Origin of the sequence: Aeribacillus composti (genome assembly GCF_031760945.1) — a bacterium.
Taxonomy (GTDB): domain Bacteria; phylum Bacillota; class Bacilli; order Bacillales; family Aeribacillaceae; genus Aeribacillus; species Aeribacillus composti.
In genome coordinates this window covers 1,156,975-1,174,148 of record NZ_CP134501.1, presented here as the reverse complement: position 1 = coordinate 1,174,148, position 17,174 = coordinate 1,156,975, and the positions used below count along the sequence as shown (strand labels likewise).

14 protein-coding genes and 2 pseudogenes are annotated in these 17,174 nt (G+C 37.1%); 6 read left to right on the top strand and 10 right to left on the bottom strand.

From position 1 onward, the window contains the following. Positions 1-32: 32 nt before the first annotated feature. Both RI196_RS05900 and RI196_RS05895 read right to left on the bottom strand, forming a co-directional pair. Positions 33-1,055, bottom strand: coding sequence for an amidohydrolase family protein (locus tag RI196_RS05900; RefSeq protein WP_063386441.1), 1,023 nt, complete (start codon positions 1,053-1,055; stop codon positions 33-35). A gap of 272 nt (positions 1,056-1,327) precedes the next feature. Further along, positions 1,328-1,498 (bottom strand): annotated as a pseudogene (locus RI196_RS05895) (NAD(P)-binding domain-containing protein); the annotation flags it as partial. 396 nt (positions 1,499-1,894) lie between these two features. Here RI196_RS05895 and RI196_RS05890 point away from each other — a divergent pair. The 3 genes from RI196_RS05890 to rpsN are packed head-to-tail and all read left to right on the top strand — an operon-like array spanning position 1,895 to position 3,947. After that, positions 1,895-3,094, top strand: coding sequence for a GTP-binding protein (locus tag RI196_RS05890; RefSeq protein WP_063386442.1), 1,200 nt, complete (start codon positions 1,895-1,897; stop codon positions 3,092-3,094). A gap of 20 nt (positions 3,095-3,114) precedes the next feature. Continuing rightward, on the top strand, positions 3,115-3,657 hold the full coding sequence (gene dcd, locus RI196_RS05885) for a dCTP deaminase (RefSeq protein WP_063386443.1): 543 nt from the start codon (positions 3,115-3,117) through the stop codon (positions 3,655-3,657). Positions 3,658-3,701: 44 nt separating this feature from the next. Further along, positions 3,702-3,947, top strand: coding sequence for a 30S ribosomal protein S14 (gene rpsN, locus RI196_RS05880; protein WP_063386444.1), 246 nt, complete (start codon positions 3,702-3,704; stop codon positions 3,945-3,947). 364 nt (positions 3,948-4,311) lie between these two features. On the opposite strand, the gene RI196_RS05875 is transcribed toward rpsN, so the two are convergent. The 3 genes from RI196_RS05875 to RI196_RS05865 form a co-directional block, all read right to left on the bottom strand. Continuing rightward, positions 4,312-4,836 (bottom strand): GrpB family protein, encoded by a 525-nt coding sequence (locus tag RI196_RS05875; RefSeq protein ID WP_063386445.1) that lies wholly within the window; start codon positions 4,834-4,836, stop codon positions 4,312-4,314. Between the two features lie 752 nt (positions 4,837-5,588). Beyond that, positions 5,589-6,503: a TIGR03943 family putative permease subunit gene (locus tag RI196_RS05870; RefSeq protein ID WP_311067064.1), complete on the bottom strand. Its 915-nt coding sequence runs from the start codon at positions 6,501-6,503 to the stop codon at positions 5,589-5,591. Between the two features lie 13 nt (positions 6,504-6,516). Beyond that, entirely contained in the window at positions 6,517-7,509 is a 993-nt protein-coding gene (locus RI196_RS05865; RefSeq protein WP_063386447.1) for a permease, read from the bottom strand. Positions 7,510-8,408: 899 nt separating this feature from the next. Between RI196_RS05865 and RI196_RS05860 the strand changes: the two genes are divergently transcribed. The 3 genes from RI196_RS05860 to bioA are packed head-to-tail and all read left to right on the top strand — an operon-like array spanning position 8,409 to position 11,057. Then, positions 8,409-8,972 (top strand): biotin transporter BioY, encoded by a 564-nt coding sequence (locus RI196_RS05860; RefSeq protein WP_063386449.1) that lies wholly within the window; start codon positions 8,409-8,411, stop codon positions 8,970-8,972. Next, a complete protein-coding gene (bioD, locus tag RI196_RS05855; protein WP_063386450.1) occupies positions 8,972-9,694 on the top strand; it encodes a dethiobiotin synthase in 723 nt (240 codons plus the stop codon). The genes RI196_RS05860 and bioD overlap by 1 nt, the downstream gene beginning before the upstream one ends. Then, positions 9,684-11,057: an adenosylmethionine--8-amino-7-oxononanoate transaminase gene (gene bioA, locus RI196_RS05850; RefSeq protein ID WP_311067063.1), complete on the top strand. Its 1,374-nt coding sequence runs from the start codon at positions 9,684-9,686 to the stop codon at positions 11,055-11,057. The genes bioD and bioA overlap by 11 nt, the downstream gene beginning before the upstream one ends. Before the next feature lie 316 nt (positions 11,058-11,373). On the opposite strand, the pseudogene RI196_RS18520 reads toward bioA, so the two are convergent. From RI196_RS18520 to RI196_RS05830, 5 genes and pseudogenes are all read right to left on the bottom strand, one after another. Continuing rightward, positions 11,374-11,478, bottom strand: a pseudogene (locus RI196_RS18520) (transposase); the annotation flags it as partial. Between the two features lie 235 nt (positions 11,479-11,713). Beyond that, complete coding sequence (locus tag RI196_RS05845) at positions 11,714-12,685, bottom strand: carbohydrate kinase family protein (RefSeq protein WP_117017470.1); 972 nt, start codon at positions 12,683-12,685, stop codon at positions 11,714-11,716. A gap of 16 nt (positions 12,686-12,701) precedes the next feature. Further along, positions 12,702-14,183, bottom strand: a complete 1,482-nt coding sequence (locus RI196_RS05840; RefSeq protein WP_117017469.1) for a glycoside hydrolase family 32 protein — start codon at positions 14,181-14,183, stop codon at positions 12,702-12,704. Between the two features lie 79 nt (positions 14,184-14,262). Continuing rightward, positions 14,263-15,705, bottom strand: coding sequence for a sucrose-specific PTS transporter subunit IIBC (locus RI196_RS05835; protein WP_117017468.1), 1,443 nt, complete (start codon positions 15,703-15,705; stop codon positions 14,263-14,265). A gap of 96 nt (positions 15,706-15,801) precedes the next feature. Beyond that, on the bottom strand, positions 15,802-16,800 hold the full coding sequence (locus tag RI196_RS05830; RefSeq protein ID WP_066249868.1) for a LacI family DNA-binding transcriptional regulator: 999 nt from the start codon (positions 16,798-16,800) through the stop codon (positions 15,802-15,804). Between the last annotated feature and the right edge of the window lie 374 nt (positions 16,801-17,174).

Genomic DNA, 17,174 nt, shown 5'->3' with positions numbered 1-17,174 from the left:
TTTAAGTCTTTTCATCAACTATTCTCTATTCGTCACGCTATCCGTTTGGATAATTGACAATTTTTTAATTTTTCTTTTTGTTTTTCGATATCAATGTTATATAATCTCGCTGCATTTCCTGCTAAAATCTTTTTCTTCACTTCCAAATCAAATGTAACTCCAGTCTCTTCTTGTATATCCTCTGGAAGCTCAAATTCAAGAAACTTTTCAATGATCCATTTCGGTTCCCATATAGCATAGTCACTTCCAAAAATGATTCGGTCTTCATCAAGCCAATACAACAATTCACTTATAATGTGAGCAAAATAACGAGGTCGATCATGAATTAAAGCAATGGCAACTGCCAAACCTGCATAGACATTTTTCTCTTGTGTAGCAATCCAGCAAAAATCTTCTAATCTTGGAAGCCCTACATGTTCGACAATAAAGTTCAGTTCAGGGAAACAGCTTGCTGCATCATCAACATCTGCTACGTCAAATGCATCCCGATTTAAAGGAGTGATCGTCGGTCCCTTATGAATGTGTATGTTTCTTATCCCCAGTTCTTGACATTTTTCAAGATATCTTTTTGACCAATCATCAGATAGTTTATAGCCCTTTGAATTACCATACCAATCAGCTGTATATAACTTGACCCCTTGCCAGTTGTATTTTTCTTTGTTTTCTTCTAATTTTTCTAAGCCTCGTTCGCCATGCCGGGGATCGAATGTTCCATTGCAAATAAAGCGATTAGGGTACTTTTTTGAAAGCTCCTCATTTGCATCAAAATTACCAAAGCCATTTTTATAAAACTCTTTTAGAAAAACTGGCTGAAAAATCGCCATATCCACATATCCTTCCATAAACACGTCATTCACAAGTTTTTCTGGAGAATATTTTACAAACTCATCTTTCGGCCACCAATATTCTTTCGGACTTAGATTTTTGTGATAATCATAAAAACAACTAATAAATTGTTCTCCGTGGATATTCAATTGATTCTCCTTGCTTCCATCCCATAAGGCAATGTGTGCATCAATAATAAAAATTTCTTCACCATTAGATGCTTTAAACAATTTCATTCCCCCTCACATGAGATTAATTAAATAATTGAAAACGCTATCATTTTTCACGAATATTCATTGATGTTTATCAGGTAATAATACTTTATTTTCTTTTTATTCAGAAAATTTTAATCAAATTATACTTGGTTCATCCTCAATTTGATATATACACTTAAACAAAAAAACAACCATTTCTCCAGCAATTTTTTGGGTGATTAAACAAATTTTTTATAATCAAAAACAGACAGCGAAACAGCGTTTAAATCTAATGCACCAAATCCTTATCCTGTGAACGATGGCGTAATAAATCTCATCTCCTTCGGCCATTGCATAAACGATGACCCAATACGGTCACGCTCTAAAATTCCGAAATTTTTCATTCCTAATTGTTTTAATAATATCCCCATTCCAATCCCGACAGAACCCGCTCCTACGATTAGAATAAAAGGGTTCATCTCTTTTCCACTCCTTGAAAATAGTAAAAACTATACCATCTAAAACGGAATTTGTGAATGGATAATCTTTTTTCCATTTATAAAAGCATTGTGCACATTGATTTCAAGCTTCCAGAAATTGTTCATGATGTGTATTGTACGATTGTTTTGTAGAAGACCTTTCTCTGAAGTACTTTTTGGCAGCTATGGATGCGTTCTGCTTTTGTGTATATCGTTTAATATTCGGCTTGCGGAATTCTAAATCAATACTCCCACAGTTTATTTTGCATTTACGAAAAAAATATGTTTAAATATTATATAAATCGTAATGATTACGATTTATATAAATTGGTTTTCAATTATCTCGAACCAATCTGAGGTCAAAGAAAAACTTTAATTGTTGAAAGGAAGATGACAATGGATAAAAAAATACCTGTGACCGTTTTAAGCGGCTACTTAGGAGCAGGGAAAACTACCATTCTGAATCATATTTTACAAAATCGCCAAGGGCTCAAGGTAGCCGTTATTGTGAACGATATGAGCGAGGTCAATATTGATGCTGAATTAGTCAAACAAGGCGGAGAGCTTTCAAGAACTGAGGAGAAGCTAGTCGAAATGTCAAACGGATGTATTTGCTGTACATTAAGGGAAGATCTATTAATCGAAGTAGAAAGGCTCGCTAAACAAGGAAATATCGATTATATCATTATTGAATCGACTGGAATTAGTGAGCCAATCCCAGTTGCTCAGACTTTTTCATATATTGATGAAGAACTAGGAATCGATCTGACGCGCTTTTGTCGATTGGATACGATGGTGACGGTTGTAGATGCCAATCGATTCTGGAAGGATTACCAGTCAGGTGATCGGCTATTAGATAGAAAGCAAGCGTTAAGTGAAGACGATACTCGTGAAATCGCAGACCTTCTTATTGACCAAATTGAATTTTGCGATGTGCTCATCTTGAATAAGTGTGACTTGGTGTCTGAAGAAGAATTGGCAAAGCTGGAAAAGGTATTAAAAACATTGCAGCCAAAAGCGAAACTTATTCGTACTGTCAAAGGTGAGATTGATCCTCGAGAGATTTTAAACACTGGACTATTCAATTTTGAGGAAGCAAGCTCTTCAGCAGGATGGATCAAGGAGTTAGAGCAAGGGCATGATCAGCATACACCGGAAACTGAAGAATATGGAATTTCTTCCTTTGTTTATTCAAGACGTTTGCCTTTCCATTCCGAGCGCTTTTACAATTGGCTTCACTCCATGCCCGAAAATATTGTAAGGGCAAAGGGAATTGCATGGTGCGCAACTAGAAATAACCTTGCCCTTTTGATGTCTCAGGCAGGACCTTCTGTTAGTATTGAACCGATCTCTTATTGGGTCGCTTCTTTGCCGAAAGAAGAGCAGCAGCAAATTTTAAAAGAAAACCCTCATTTGCTGGACGAGTGGGATGATCAGTTCGGAGATCGGCAAACAGAATTAGTATTTATTGGAATGGATTTACGCCCTGAAGAAATTATAAAGGAATTGGATAAATGTTTACTAACCGACGCTGAGTTTGATCAAGACTGGTCTACTCTTCCAGATCCATTCCCTTGGAATTTACAAAAAGTGTAACTGGAGGAAGGAAAGAAGGAATGATTTTATCTGGAAAAACTATTCTTGAGAAAATACAACATAAAGAATTGGTCATTGATCCCTTAACAAAAGAGCAAATTCAACCTGCTTCAGTTGATTTGCGCCTTGGAAATCATTTTCTTGTGATGGCTGAGCACGCCAATGCTCATCTATCATTAGAGGCGAAAGCGAAATATAAAGAAGTAGTAGCTGAAAACGAGAAAATTGTCATTCCCCCCTTCTCTTTCTTGCTTGCTACTACTATAGAAACCATCGAGCTACCGGAAAATCTTACTGCTTTTGTAGAAGGAAGAAGCTCGATCGGCCGCTTAGGGCTATTTATTCAAAATGCCGGTTGGGTTGACCCGGGATTTAAAGGACAAATCACGTTGGAACTGTTTAACGCGAATCGCCTACCGATTGAATTAACGATAGGAAGAAGAATTTGTCAGATTATCATTTCTAAAGTTGATCAAGAAGCAAAACCATACAGCGGAAAATATCTATTTCAAAAAGGAGCGACAGAAAGCCGAATTTTTCAAGACGATGATGTCACGCAATAATGAGGAATTTTCAATAATAAATGATATGACAGGAAGGACGAACATTGGCTAAAAAATCAAAAATAGCGAAAGAAAGAAAAAGACAAGAATTCGTTGTTAAATATGCTGAGCTAAGACGAGAGCTAAAGGAGAAAGGGGACTATGAAGCTCTTCAAAAGCTCCCCCCTATCCGTCTAAAAAATCGTTGTGAAATTACCGGAAGGCCAAGAGGTTATCTCCGTAAATTTAAGCTGTCGCATATTGCATTCCGTGGGTTAGCCTACAAAGGACAAATTCCAGGCATCAAATAAGCAAGCTGGCAGCTAATTTTCAAGAATTTGAGTCAAAAATATTTCACCAATGTCTAATAGTCCGAGGAAATAAGAGCGGGCGTAAGCAAAATTGAGCTCTTTATTTCCTTATGCTTTTTTATAAATAAAAATTGGAGTTGATTTTCATAAAGAACTTTTTTGTTGGCGAGATCAAATTTATTCCGAACATATACAATATAATACATAAATGGTAATAAGGCATCTTGCAAGAAAGAAATAGCTTAAGGGCTTGCAACCAATTTGTTTTAGTCTTCTCCAAAATTTTGGCCAACAAAATAATTTCATAATAAGTATATTTTGTTTTTTTCCTGGACAACAATTGCTTGACCGAGTTTCTTTTTCTTTATTTATTATTTTTTGATGCCCATTTGAGAGATTTTTCAACCATCTCATTGACAAACGATTCTTTCCCCTTTTGATATTGATGAGTATGATCTGGAAACTGTTTTGCTAATTTCATTTTTAATTCACCATATTTTTTAGCTTCATCTGGATTTTTTATCATGTATTCTTTAAAAAGCAAATGTTTTTCAATATTTTCGTGGCCAATTTGATAAATATGTACATGGTGTGTTCGGTTATCTTGTCCTTTTGGGAAGTATCTTCTACCAGATATCCCATTTTCCCCTCTCGGTTCATATCCCAATTCCTTCATTTTTCCATTGTATAAATCAACCTTTTCAATATCTTTAACAACAATCAAAATATCGATAATTGGTTTTGCGTAGCCGATTGTCGGAATAGACGTGCTTCCTATATGGAATATATCAACGATTTCATCTTTAAAAATAGCTTTAAGTATTTTCGCTTCTTTCTTATACGATTTTTCCCACTCTTCTGTCCACGGAAGTATTATCGTTTTTCTCATATGTCACCCTCTAGATCAATTAGATTTACTTTTTATAATTGAACATAAAAATGATAAAGGGGAACCAATTCATCTCGCCTCGCGACAGCACAAATTATGTAAAACTTCTCCTCTTCCATGAGAGCTTGACAACATTTCTGCAGTTTAAAAAAGATAGGTGATCCTCATTATTTTTAACTTTTTTTGCAGTCTCCTTGAAGAAAAAAATAGCGGCTCACGAAATTTTTCTGCTTCCTCCACTCTCTTCTAAGTATAAACCTCTTCCGCATCAAATTGAATATTGTAAATCTTTATGCTTTATTTGGACTTAAACTTAGTTCCCTTTTTGACCATTTGAGCTGCGAAATTTTTGTATTGTTGCTTCTGCTGAAGTATTTTGTGCTGATGAAATGTATAACGGCGCATGAAAAGTTGAACTCATAACAGCTGAAGGAGCACGATTAGTAGAGATGTGAAAACGGAGAAGTTACATTCAAAACCATTAGGACAAGCATATATAGCGATTGATGAGTTAATCACGAATGGTTTTAAGAAAAATTTAACGGCCTTTCCCCGGTTGAATTCCGAGAAAAGACCGCAGCGTATTACACTCTTTTTTTCACAGTCTTCTTAACAGGGAGATGTGCACTTAATATACTCTTTTTTCACTGTCTACTTGACAGAGACATGGGAACAAAAGGCTCTCTTTTTCTTTTAGCCTACCATTCTTCAACAAACTTCGGAACATGCCAGACATCGAACCCTTTAGTCAGTTAGTATTCTTCATAAACGTACGGTTGGTCTGGTACCTCGATCATTTCTATAGCGGGTTGTTCAATGACTGGAATGGTTGATTGATGATACGTTGTTTTATGAATGGTACCTGTAACTTTAATCCAAGTGTCATCCTTCAGCTTCGCAACATTTTCTCCCTCCACCAGCATGCCGTAAACACTCGCATCGGCGATACAACATGTAACACCAAAACGAGCCACAACGAGTTGATTCGAACGAAAATCTCGTTCGCGAAAAACAAAGCCCGTAATTTCGACTTTTTTTCCAATTAATTGTTCGACATTTTCGCTAATCATATTAATGGTAGAAATATATTTTTCATCTGTCACAACAATTTTATCCGTTCCGATTAAATCGTTTTTCAACTGCTCATTTTCCTTTTCTGTACTTTGCACAGCCGAATTGTCCTCTTGCAAAATCTCATTTACTCGCTCGTCTACCTTTTTCATATAACCTTCTGGATCACGCAAATATTCCTCTACTAAATCTTTCTCTTCCGTTTGAACCTGCGAATTGGAACTCTCCGCTAATGGCTGTGCACCGAATTGGACGCCTCGTTTCGAAGCGACAGAACTGTCCAACACATGATTGGACAGCATTAATCCGATCATTACTGGCAGCAAAAAGAGCGAATAAATAAACACCGTACTAGCAGGCGTCTTCGGCATATGATGTTCTCCATCGCAATGACAATGACTCTCCGACGTATTCATGCCGCTCCGCAATATTTGCATTCCTCCTAATATAAGCAGCACAAATAGCGCAAAATATATAAATGGATGCATTTTCGGCGATACATAATTCGCTAATTGAGAAGTCAATAAAAGCTTAAAAAGCAATAGCGCATATCCTGCTAATATAATCCCTCGAATGAACATATGAAAAGAACGCATACGTCTCCCTCCTTTATAAAATGTTTAATGATTGCAGAAGAATGATACTGCCATAAATGACAACCGTTACTACGAAAATGAATACAGCTACAAATTTCGGTTTAAAATAGGCAAACAGCATAAACGTATTTTTTAAGTCAATCATCGGACCGTAAACAAGGAAAGCAATAAGAGAACCGATCGTAAACGTTGAACCGAACGAAGCTGCGACAAACGCATCCGCTTCAGAACATAATGAGAGAATGTACGCTAATCCCATCATGACTGCAGGTGCTACAGTCTGATCTCCCCCGATTTCCAGCAGCGTCGTTCGATCAAAACCAGCTTGAAAAGCACTTGCAACAAGCGCACCAACAATTAAATAGCGCCCCACATCGAAAAACTCATCACTGGCGTGCAAAAGTGTTTCAAGCCAGCGATTTTTTGCATGATGATGATGTTCATGCAAATGATGCTGTTTTTTTAATGGTAAGCTAGTGCGAAAAAAGAAATAAATGATTGCACCGATAACGATCGATGCGACAAACGCTAGTCCCATTCGGGCATAAACGACATCCATGTTTGTTTGAAAAGCGTAATATGTAGAGGCAAACACAACCGGATTTAAAATAGGTGCCGTCACCATGATAACGACGCCTAAATGTAGCGGCATTCCCTTTAAAACAAGTCTTCGCACGACCGGAACAATCGCACATTCGCAAATAGGTAAAAATGCGCCAACAATTGCGGCGGGAACGAGAGCGAGAATCGGGTGCTTCGGAATGAAGCGTTTGAGCGTATCTTCTGAAACAAATGTTTGAATGAGCGCTGATGCAAATACACCAAGTAAAATAAATGGAATGGCCTCTAAAATAATGCTTAAAAACAACGTACTTACATTTAAAACTTCTTTTGGAATGAAACTCGGATCAATAAGACGATCCCCGAATAAAAACAGCAATAAAATCCCGCCAAATAAGGCCGTACCGGCAACATCTTTCCCAATCTGTTTCCCTGCATTTTCCATCGTTCATTCTCCTAACATTGTTATTAATAAAACAGAATGATTCTTATTTTCTATATGCCTGTTTATCTTTTAACATACCAATTAGCAGTTGTCAAAGAGAAAAAAAATAGACCTTATCAAACTATATTTAATAAAGGCAATTTACAATTAAAGAAAATGCAGCAAACTTTTGTCAAATTTTTCTACACATTTTTGTAAACACTATTACTCCTTGAGTTTCCCGACTGCTCATAAATATTTGTTTACCCTTCTGAAACGACGAACTTTGTTGTTTTTACTTGAACTCATCATTCTCCAGAAAACTATCCATCTTGCAAACTGGACACTGCAAAAGAGATGGTGTTTAAAAGATTGCGAAACAGTAATTCATAAACACGAACAAGAAACTTTCTTGATTATAAACTGAAATCATCGGCCGCTTGTTCGATCAGATCTTGAACGTGACTGAAGGAGATGAATGAAATCTCCTGCAGCAACGCTACATCTTTCGTGCGCTAAAAAAAATGGCACCCAAACGTTTTTCGAAAGTGCGGGTACCAATTTTAGTGATGCCGTTTTTCTTTGCTCCTCGGTTTATATCATAATAAGCTTGTGCTCTTTTAATCCGGAAGCAGCGGGCGGAATAATTCGCCGTGTAAGAAAGAATGTGCTGCAGCTCCCGATTGATTTTGAATCGCTTATATCTATCTATTAATAGTCAAAATTATCCGGGTCTGGACCGAAAAAACTTCATGCTTCAATGACAAAATCGGTCTTTCGATGATTGCTGTTATAGCTGGCAAAGTTCCCTTCATTAACCTCCTTCTTTTTTAATATGTTAACCAAATAAAATTTTAGGTTGACATTTCTATCATTCTTCTTGCATAATAAAAAACAAATATTGTATTAGGAGGAAAAACATGAAAATCAAGTCGATGGTGTTAATTGCTCTTTTTGCGGCGTTAACGGCGATCGGTGGGTTTATTAAAATCCCTATTCCATATGTCCCATTTACGCTGCAAATTGTATCTGTTTATTTAGCTGGGTGTTTGTTAGGCCCAAAACTCGGAATGTTAAGCCAGCTTGTTTACGTTTTGATTGGACTGGCAGGTGCGCCTGTTTTTGCGGAAGGAGGAGGTCCAAGTTACATTTTTAAACCTACATTTGGTTATTTACTAGGTTTTGTGTTAGGAGCATACGTCAATGGCTGGTTGATTAAGAGATTTCAATTGGTAAAAACATTTTCTATTTTCCTCGCTAATTTCGCCTGCCTTCTTGTAGTGTATCTTCTTGGCTGTCTTTGGTTATATGCAGCAATGAAATTTATTTTCGATAAGTCGTTAACGATTGCTCAAACATTATTATTTGGTTTTGTGATTCCTATACCGGGAGATATTTTCTTATGTATCCTATGTTCCATCATCGCAGCGCAGATTCTTCCACGGACGAACTTTTTGATTCATAAACAAGGAGTTGCATCTTAATGGGAAAAGCGATTTTTATCACAGGGACCGGAACAGAAATTGGCAAAACGATTGTCACTTCCATTCTATTTCTGGTATTGAAAGAAATGGGAGTGAAAACAAAAATATTTAAACCCATTCAAACAGGTGTATTAGAAGAGAGCGATTCTTTTGCCGATCAATATTGGTATGAAGAAGTGATCGGAGAAGAAAAAGGCTCTACGGGGATGTATTATATGGAGCCTGCTGTTTCCCCTCATTTAGCTTCAGAGATCACAAATACTACGATTCTGCCAAATGAAATAAAAAATAAAATTTTAGAATTAAAAAATCAATACGATGTTGTTCTAGTAGAAGGAGCAGGTGGACTCGCGGTTCCGCTCATTGAACATTCTAACGGATTTTATATGACAAAAGATTTAATTCAAGAATGTGAATTGCCAACAATTCTCGTGTCTTTGGCTGGATTAGGGGCTATACACCATACACTCACAACTGTAAATTATGCCGAAATGCACGACATTAAAATCCTCGGGCTTATATTTAACCATTTTGACCAATACAATATGATTCATATTGATAATGTACGGACTATACATAAGATGTTGAATCTTCCTATCATCGCTAAATTGCCAACAATGGACTCTTTGTCTAAAGACAGTCTTACTCAATTAGCCAAAACATTGATATCCAAGCAAGAACTTAAGAATGTATTGTCAGGGGGATTAGAAATTGAAGTATAGCTACGAACAGTTAGAACAACTTGATAAACAATATGTATGGCATCCTTTTACCCAAATGCAGTCTTATATCGAAGAAAAGCCGCTCATCATTGAAAAAGGAAAGGGAAGCTACCTTTATGATGTCGAAGGAAAAAAATATTTAGACGGTTATGCATCTTTATGGGTAAATGTTCACGGACACAGTGACCCTGAATTAAACGAAGTGCTTCATGAACAAATTGAAAAAATCTCTCATTCTACGCTTTTAGGGTCCGCGAATGTTCCTTCCATTTTATTAGCAAAAAAACTAGTGGAAATTTGGGGAGGAAATTTATCAAAAGTATTTTATTCCGATACAGGGGCTGCTGCCGTTGAAATTGCATTGAAGATGGCATATCAGTACTGGCAAAACATTGACCCTGTCCGCTACAAAGATAAAAACAAATTTATCTCATTAAAAGAAGCTTATCACGGGGATACGATTGGTGCTGTAAGTGTTGGTGGAATGGATTTATTCCATCGAATCTTTAGGCCGCTATTGTTTGAACGAATTGAAGTACCTTCCCCATATGTATATAGAATGGACGAATATGGCGATGAAGAGGAAATTGTGAATTATTGTTTAAAACAGCTTGAGGAAACGCTTGAACAGCATCATTCAGAAATCGCGGGTATGATTGTCGAACCGCTCGTTCAAGGAGCGGCAGGAATCATTGTGCATCCAAAAGGGTTTTTAAAAGGTGTTGAAAAGCTTTGCCGCAAATACAATATTTTGCTTATTTGCGATGAAGTAGCTGTTGGATTCGGTAGAACCGGAACATTATTTGCCTGCGAACAAGAAGATGTCCAGCCTGATATTGTTTGCTTAGCCAAAGGTATAACAGGCGGATATTTACCGCTTGCGGCAACTTTGACAACAGAGGAAATTTATTCAGCCTTTTTAGGAGAGGTTCATGAAAATAAAACATTTTTCCATGGTCATACTTATACTGGAAACCAATTATCTTGTTCTGTTGCGTTAAAAAATATTGAGTTGATTGAAAAGAGAAACTTAGTATCGGATGTACAACGAAAAGCCCATGCGTTGGCAGGTAAATTGCAAAAGCTTTATGAACTGCCGATCGTCGGTGATATTCGTCAAAAAGGACTCATGATTGGCATCGAAATCGTCAAGGATAAGAAAACAAAAGAAATATTCGAGCGCTCGGAGCAGATTGAGCATAAAATTATTTTAGAAGCTAGAAAGCGCGGGCTCATTATCCGACCATTAGGTCCTGTCATCACGTTTATCCCTGTTTTGGCGATGACCGATGATGAGCTAAAGACCGCTGTTAATATTATTTTTGATTCGATTGCGGAAATGGTAAGCATCAAGCAGTTTTAAGATGAAGGTACTTTATCGTTGCAAGGGGATGTCTCATGTTTTGAGACATCCCCTACTTACAATTAGTCAAGAGTTTTTAGTAAATCTATTTGTTTCAGTGGATTTATTTAGGGGGCTGTCCAAAAAGTCAAAATCCACTGAAAACGAAACATCATAAGCATTGATATATCAACATTAAAGGGGCGTCTATAAGCTGGAAAATCGACTTATTAGAAGCCCCTAACTAAATAAATTTACGCATGCCAAATAGCCCCCACGATTTTTGCTTTTTTTCCTACACAACTACAAAGTTGCTGATGCGATTTCGTAATTGTAGGCGATTATGTAATATTTCCTCCTCATAAACACAAATCTGAGCAGAATTATAAATAACCATATAGCTCTTTCCCATACTAACATCAAAGGCAATGACACTTTGCATAAACCTTCCTCCATTATTTGTAGAAGCCTTCATATAACCTTAATGATTCCCTTTTCTTATCCACGATCTCATGGATCCAACTATTAAATCTGATTCTTATAAGATCCGTGAAGTAGGCCAGTTTTTCATTGCGAACTCATAGTTCTGGGGCTGTCACGACCTTTTCTCCACTCCTACTAAAAAAATAGCAGCACAGACCTTGACCGTGGTCTATGCTGCTAATCTTAATATGTATTTATTTACATGAAATGAAGTTAAGGATTTCTTCTTTTGTCGGTAAGGATGAAATGGCACCTTTTCCTGTTGTTGTGATCGCACCGCTTGCATTGGCAAAGGTGAGGATATCTTGATGGTGCTTATTTAATACATCTATTAAGTTATCATGGTTTACTTCTTTTTCGAGTAGTTTATATAAAAAGCCACCGATAAAGGCATCTCCTGCACCTGTAGTATCCTGAACCTCAACTTTGAAACCAGTTGATTCATATTTGGCATTCTTCGTGTAAAGGTCGGCTCCATTAGCTCCTTTTGTGTAAATAACGGCTTTTACATCACCTGTGAATAAGTTTTCAATCGCCTCTTTTTCATTAGTGATTCCTGTGATAAACGCTAATTCTTCATCGGAAATTTTGATGATATGTGCTTTCGGAATAAATTCTAAAATCGTTTGTCGACAATCCTCTGCACTGTTCCATAGTGGAAGGCGAACGTTGGGATCAAAGCTAATGATTCCCCCATTTTCTTTAACAAGTCGAATTGCTTTTTCATGGGCTTTTTTCATTGGGCTTTCGACTAGATCGACGGAGCAAAAATGTAAAATATCTCCTTTGGCAAACCAACTTTCTTCAATTTCATCTTCTGAAAGCAAAAGATCTGCAGAAGGATTGCGATAGAAGGAAAAATCACGTTCACCATCATCGCGCAGTGAAACAAATGCTAATCCTGTATTCGCTTCCTTTGTTCGCTTTATTTTATCTGTTTTCACACCGATTTTTTGTAACTCTTCAATTAAAAAGTCACTAAAGGCATCCATTCCAAGCTTTGTGATCATTGCAGATTCTGCCCCAAATCTCGCAACAGCTGCTGCAACGTTTGCTGGGGCTCCCCCAGGTGCACGTTTAAAAGATTGAACATCCTTTAATGCTTTGCCTTTTTGCATTGGAATAAAATCAATTAACACTTCACCAATTGAAAATAAGCGCCCCATTGTCTACACCTCCCTTTTAATTCATAGTGGATAAGTTATATTTCGTTGTGTCTAATGTAACTTTTCCGTTTCGTGCAAAGAAGCGAATATCTGTGCTTTCAGGTCTTGGAAAAATTCGGCTCGTAAATACTTCAACGCCGTCATTGATAAAAATTTCGACAGAAGACGTATCAACAAACAGATGAAGCTTTAACGTATCCCCTTCAACGCTGCACGTTCTTGTTGTTCCATATTCTTTAGCTGGAACCTCCCCTGAATGGGTACGGTCTAAGGTCACCTTTTGTTCCTTTCTGTTATAGGAGATGACCGTTTTTTCATCTTTACATGACCGGAATTCAATCCCGACTTCATCTGCTTCCATGTTCGTAAATTCACAAATAAGTTCATACGTCGTCCCATTGAATCCTTCATACATTTTTTTCTCATCATCGAGAATATCTTTCACATTTACCGAATCTTGTCGCAATGTTTCTAGTTCTTTTACAGGACACTGAATAAGCTTTCCATTTTGAACGGTCAACTCTCTCGGTAATGTTAAACAATGAGCCCACCCATCCTTATCAGTTGGATATTCGATTTCGGGAAGACCCATCCACCCGACTAAAAGGCGACGTCCCTTATGGTCAATTGTCGTTTGTGGTGCATAAAAGTCAAATCCACGGTCTAACTCAACAAACTCACCGTGTTCAAAAACTTTTGTCTTTAAATCTAGTGTGTTCCCTAAAAGATAACCGGATTGATAGATATTTTGAAATTGATCTCCCTTTGGCTCTAACCCTTGTGGTGAGAAGATCAGCACACCTTTTCCATCTAGTTCAAAATAATCGGGACATTCCCACATAAATCCAAATTCCTTTAAGTTTGTTTGAACCTCACCTTCAAATGTCCAATTTTTTAAATCAGGTGATGAATAAAGAACAATACAACCTGTTTTGTTTTCCCTCTGTGCCCCGATAACAGCATAAAAAGTGTCATTTTCCTTCCAAACTTTCGGATCGCGATAATGATCGGTATAACCTTTTGGAACTTCTTTAATAACCGGCTCTTGTAATTTTTCAATACGTCCATTTTCATTCATTACCGCTAAGCATTGATATGGATGACGAACCCAATTTTCATCTCTTGTATTTCCTGTATACATTAAATGGAGCTTACCGTCATGACAAATAGCACTACCTGAATAAGCTCCGTGAGAATCAAAATAATCGTTCGGCTTAATACCAATTCCGACATTTTGCCAATTGACAAGATCTTTTGATTTTGTGTGATACCAATATTTTAATCCATGAACAGGACCTAGCGGAAACCATTGATAAAACAAGTGATATTCTCCGTTAAAATAAGAAAAACCATTTGGATCATTTAAAAGTCCCGTTACTGGTTGAATATGAAATTTCTGACGCCAAATGCTTTTGTTGACTTTTTCTTTTAATGCATTCAATTCTTCTTTTGTCGCTTCTTCGATTCGGCGATACCGTTGTTTTCTCGTCCATTCCATCTTTAAACCTCAAACTCCTTCACGATGTAAACACAGGGCCTGACCTCTTTTTAAGGATCAGACCCCAATATTTAATTTATTAAGATGCTTTTTCTGCTGCTTGTTCTTTTTTCGCTGCACGTTTCGCTAAAATGATGGTTGTTACGAATGCAACGATGAATGAAATAACCATTCCAATTACGTATGGAGCTATGGAATCTGGACGAATTGAAATAATACCTGGTAAACCGGCTGCTCCAAGCGCAACAGCTTTTACTTTAAAGATCGTAATAAATGCGGCTGATACAGCTGCACCTGTAATAGCACCAATAAATGGATAACGTAGCTTCAAGTTAACACCAAACATAGAAGGCTCTGTAATTCCTAAAAGAGCCGAAATACCAGCTGCGGATGCAATACCTTTAATTTTCTTATCATTAATAATCATAAAAACAGCTAATGTTGCTGCACCTTGAGCTACGTTTGACATAGCCGCAACAGGGAAAATAAACGAACCACCTGTTTTAGCAAATTCTGCTAACAATTGTGTTTCAACTGCAATAAAGCTATGATGCATACCTGTAATAACGATTGGGGCATAAACTAAACCGAATAACGCACCACCAATGAGTCCCGTAGTATCATATAACCAAACAAGTCCGTCTGTTAATAAGTTACCTGCAGAACGAGTAATCGGTCCTACTGCTGTAAACGTTAAAATGCCTGTAATAAAAATCGTTAATAATGGCGTTAATAAGTTATCAAGTGCAGACGGAATATATTTGCGTAAGAATTGTTCTGTTTTCGCTAAAATAAAGGATGATGCTAATACAGGTAATACGGTCCCTTGATAACCGACTTTTTCAATTTCAAATCCGAAAATACTCCAAACTGGAATTTCACCGTTCGCTAAGGCGCTACCATAACCCCAACCATTTAATAAATCAGGGTGAACCATTAACATACCTAAAGTAGCTCCTAAGTACGGGTTACCACCAAAGCGCTGTGTAGCGGAGAAACCAATTAAAATTGGCAAAAAGACAAATGCCGCATTGGCAAATGTATTAATAAGTGCTGCTAAGTCCGCTATTTCTGGATATGCATCAATGAGGGACTTACCTTCAATAAATAGATCCTTTGCCGTTAATACGTTATTAATTCCCATTAAAAGACCGCCAGCAACAATGGCAGGAATAATCGGAACGAAAATATCAGAAAGTAGCTTCACTAAACGTTGAATTGGATTTAAATTTTTCGCTCCAGCATCTTTCACATCTTTTGTAGACATTTCTTGAAGTCCAGTTAATTTGGTCAATTCTTGATAAACTTTGTTAACTGTACCTGACCCTAAAATAATTTGGAACTGTCCACCCGTTGAAAAAGTTCCTTTTACATCGTCCATTTTGTCAAGCGCTTCTTGATTTATTTTACTTTCATCATTTAAAACTAGACGTAAACGTGTCGCACAGTGAGCTGCAGCAGAAATATTATCTTTTCCACCAAGAGCTTCTAAAATTTCTTTTGCGATTTGATCGTATTTCATAGCTTCCTCCCCCATTTATTTAGTGGAACCGGTTCCATTTTTCACGATTTAGGAACCGGTTCCAAACTTTATGAAATGGAACCGGTTCCAGTCTGATTATAAGTCATTAGGAATGATGCTGTCAACGCTTTCTCGTTCAATAATTTCATATTTTGATAATGTTCTTTTTGGAACTGACTCCTCATTGACAAGCTTTACAATGTTTTGCGCTGCCATCTTTCCAGCCTCTTTAAAAAACAGTTTTACTGTTGTTAGCCCTGGGTGAATAATTTCCGTCACATCATATCCTCCAAAACCCGTAATAGAAACATCCTTTGGAATGCTCAATCCTTTTAATTGTGCTGCCCTTAAAGCACCAAGAGCAATATTATCCGTTGCACACACAATGCAAGTTGGCTGAAATCCTTCTAGCATTTCTGTTACCCTTTGTTGAGCAGCAAACATATTAAAACCTGTTTCAAAATAACGAACCTCACATCCTTCCGCTTCTGCTATTGCCCTTTTAAATCCTTCCTTTCTTCTTACTCCAACTGCCACATCCTTTTCGGTAACACCTAAGTAAGCAATTTTTCGATGCCCTTTCTCTAATACATATTTTCCAATTGCATAGCCTGCTTCCAAATCATTATGAATCAGACTATGTACATCAGGATGTTCTTGACCAACAAGAAGAATCGGGATGTTCACCTTTTCAAATGCCTCTAAATGTACTTGTGTAATTTGAGTAGCAAGTAAAATAATTCCCGCAACTTTTTGACTAGCCAAGCTATAAATCGTTTCAATTTCACGTTCAATTTGCTGATTCGTATTGGATATTAATAATTGAAAATTCAACTCTTTTAATTGTTCATCAATCCCAATTAAAGTATGCGATGCTGCATAGGAATCTAATCGCGGAACAATCGTTCCAATAAAATATGTTTTCTTAGCCTTTAAACTTTGTGCAAAAGGATTAGGTGTATATCCTGTTTCTTTAATGGCAAGTTCAATTTTTCTTTTTGTTGCTTCACTAACAGATCCACCATTTAAGTAGCGAGATACAGTGCTTTTGGAAACTCCCGAAATTTTTGCTATATCTGCAATAGTTTTATTCATTCCTAGTCCACCTCAAAAATGAGTTCTCTTTTATTTATTATAATATTAAACCCATTTTTAATGCATGGGGTAACAAAATAAGCATTCGAGATTTAAAATCCTGTGCTCCGAATAATAAAGCAATCGGTCATTCACCGATTGCTGCAAATTTGATAGGTTACTTCTAGGATCGATTGATTCCTCCACTTTTGTTGGGGATTTAAATCACTTCTGGGATCTTTCCCATCACTTTGGCTAGAGATTCAATCACTTTTAAGCACTTTCCCATCACTTTAGCTAGGGATTCAATCACTTTTAAACGCCATTCCATTACTTTCCCCTAACATTTTTACGCACCTTTCCATCACTTTGGCGGGTGATTCAATAATCAATCT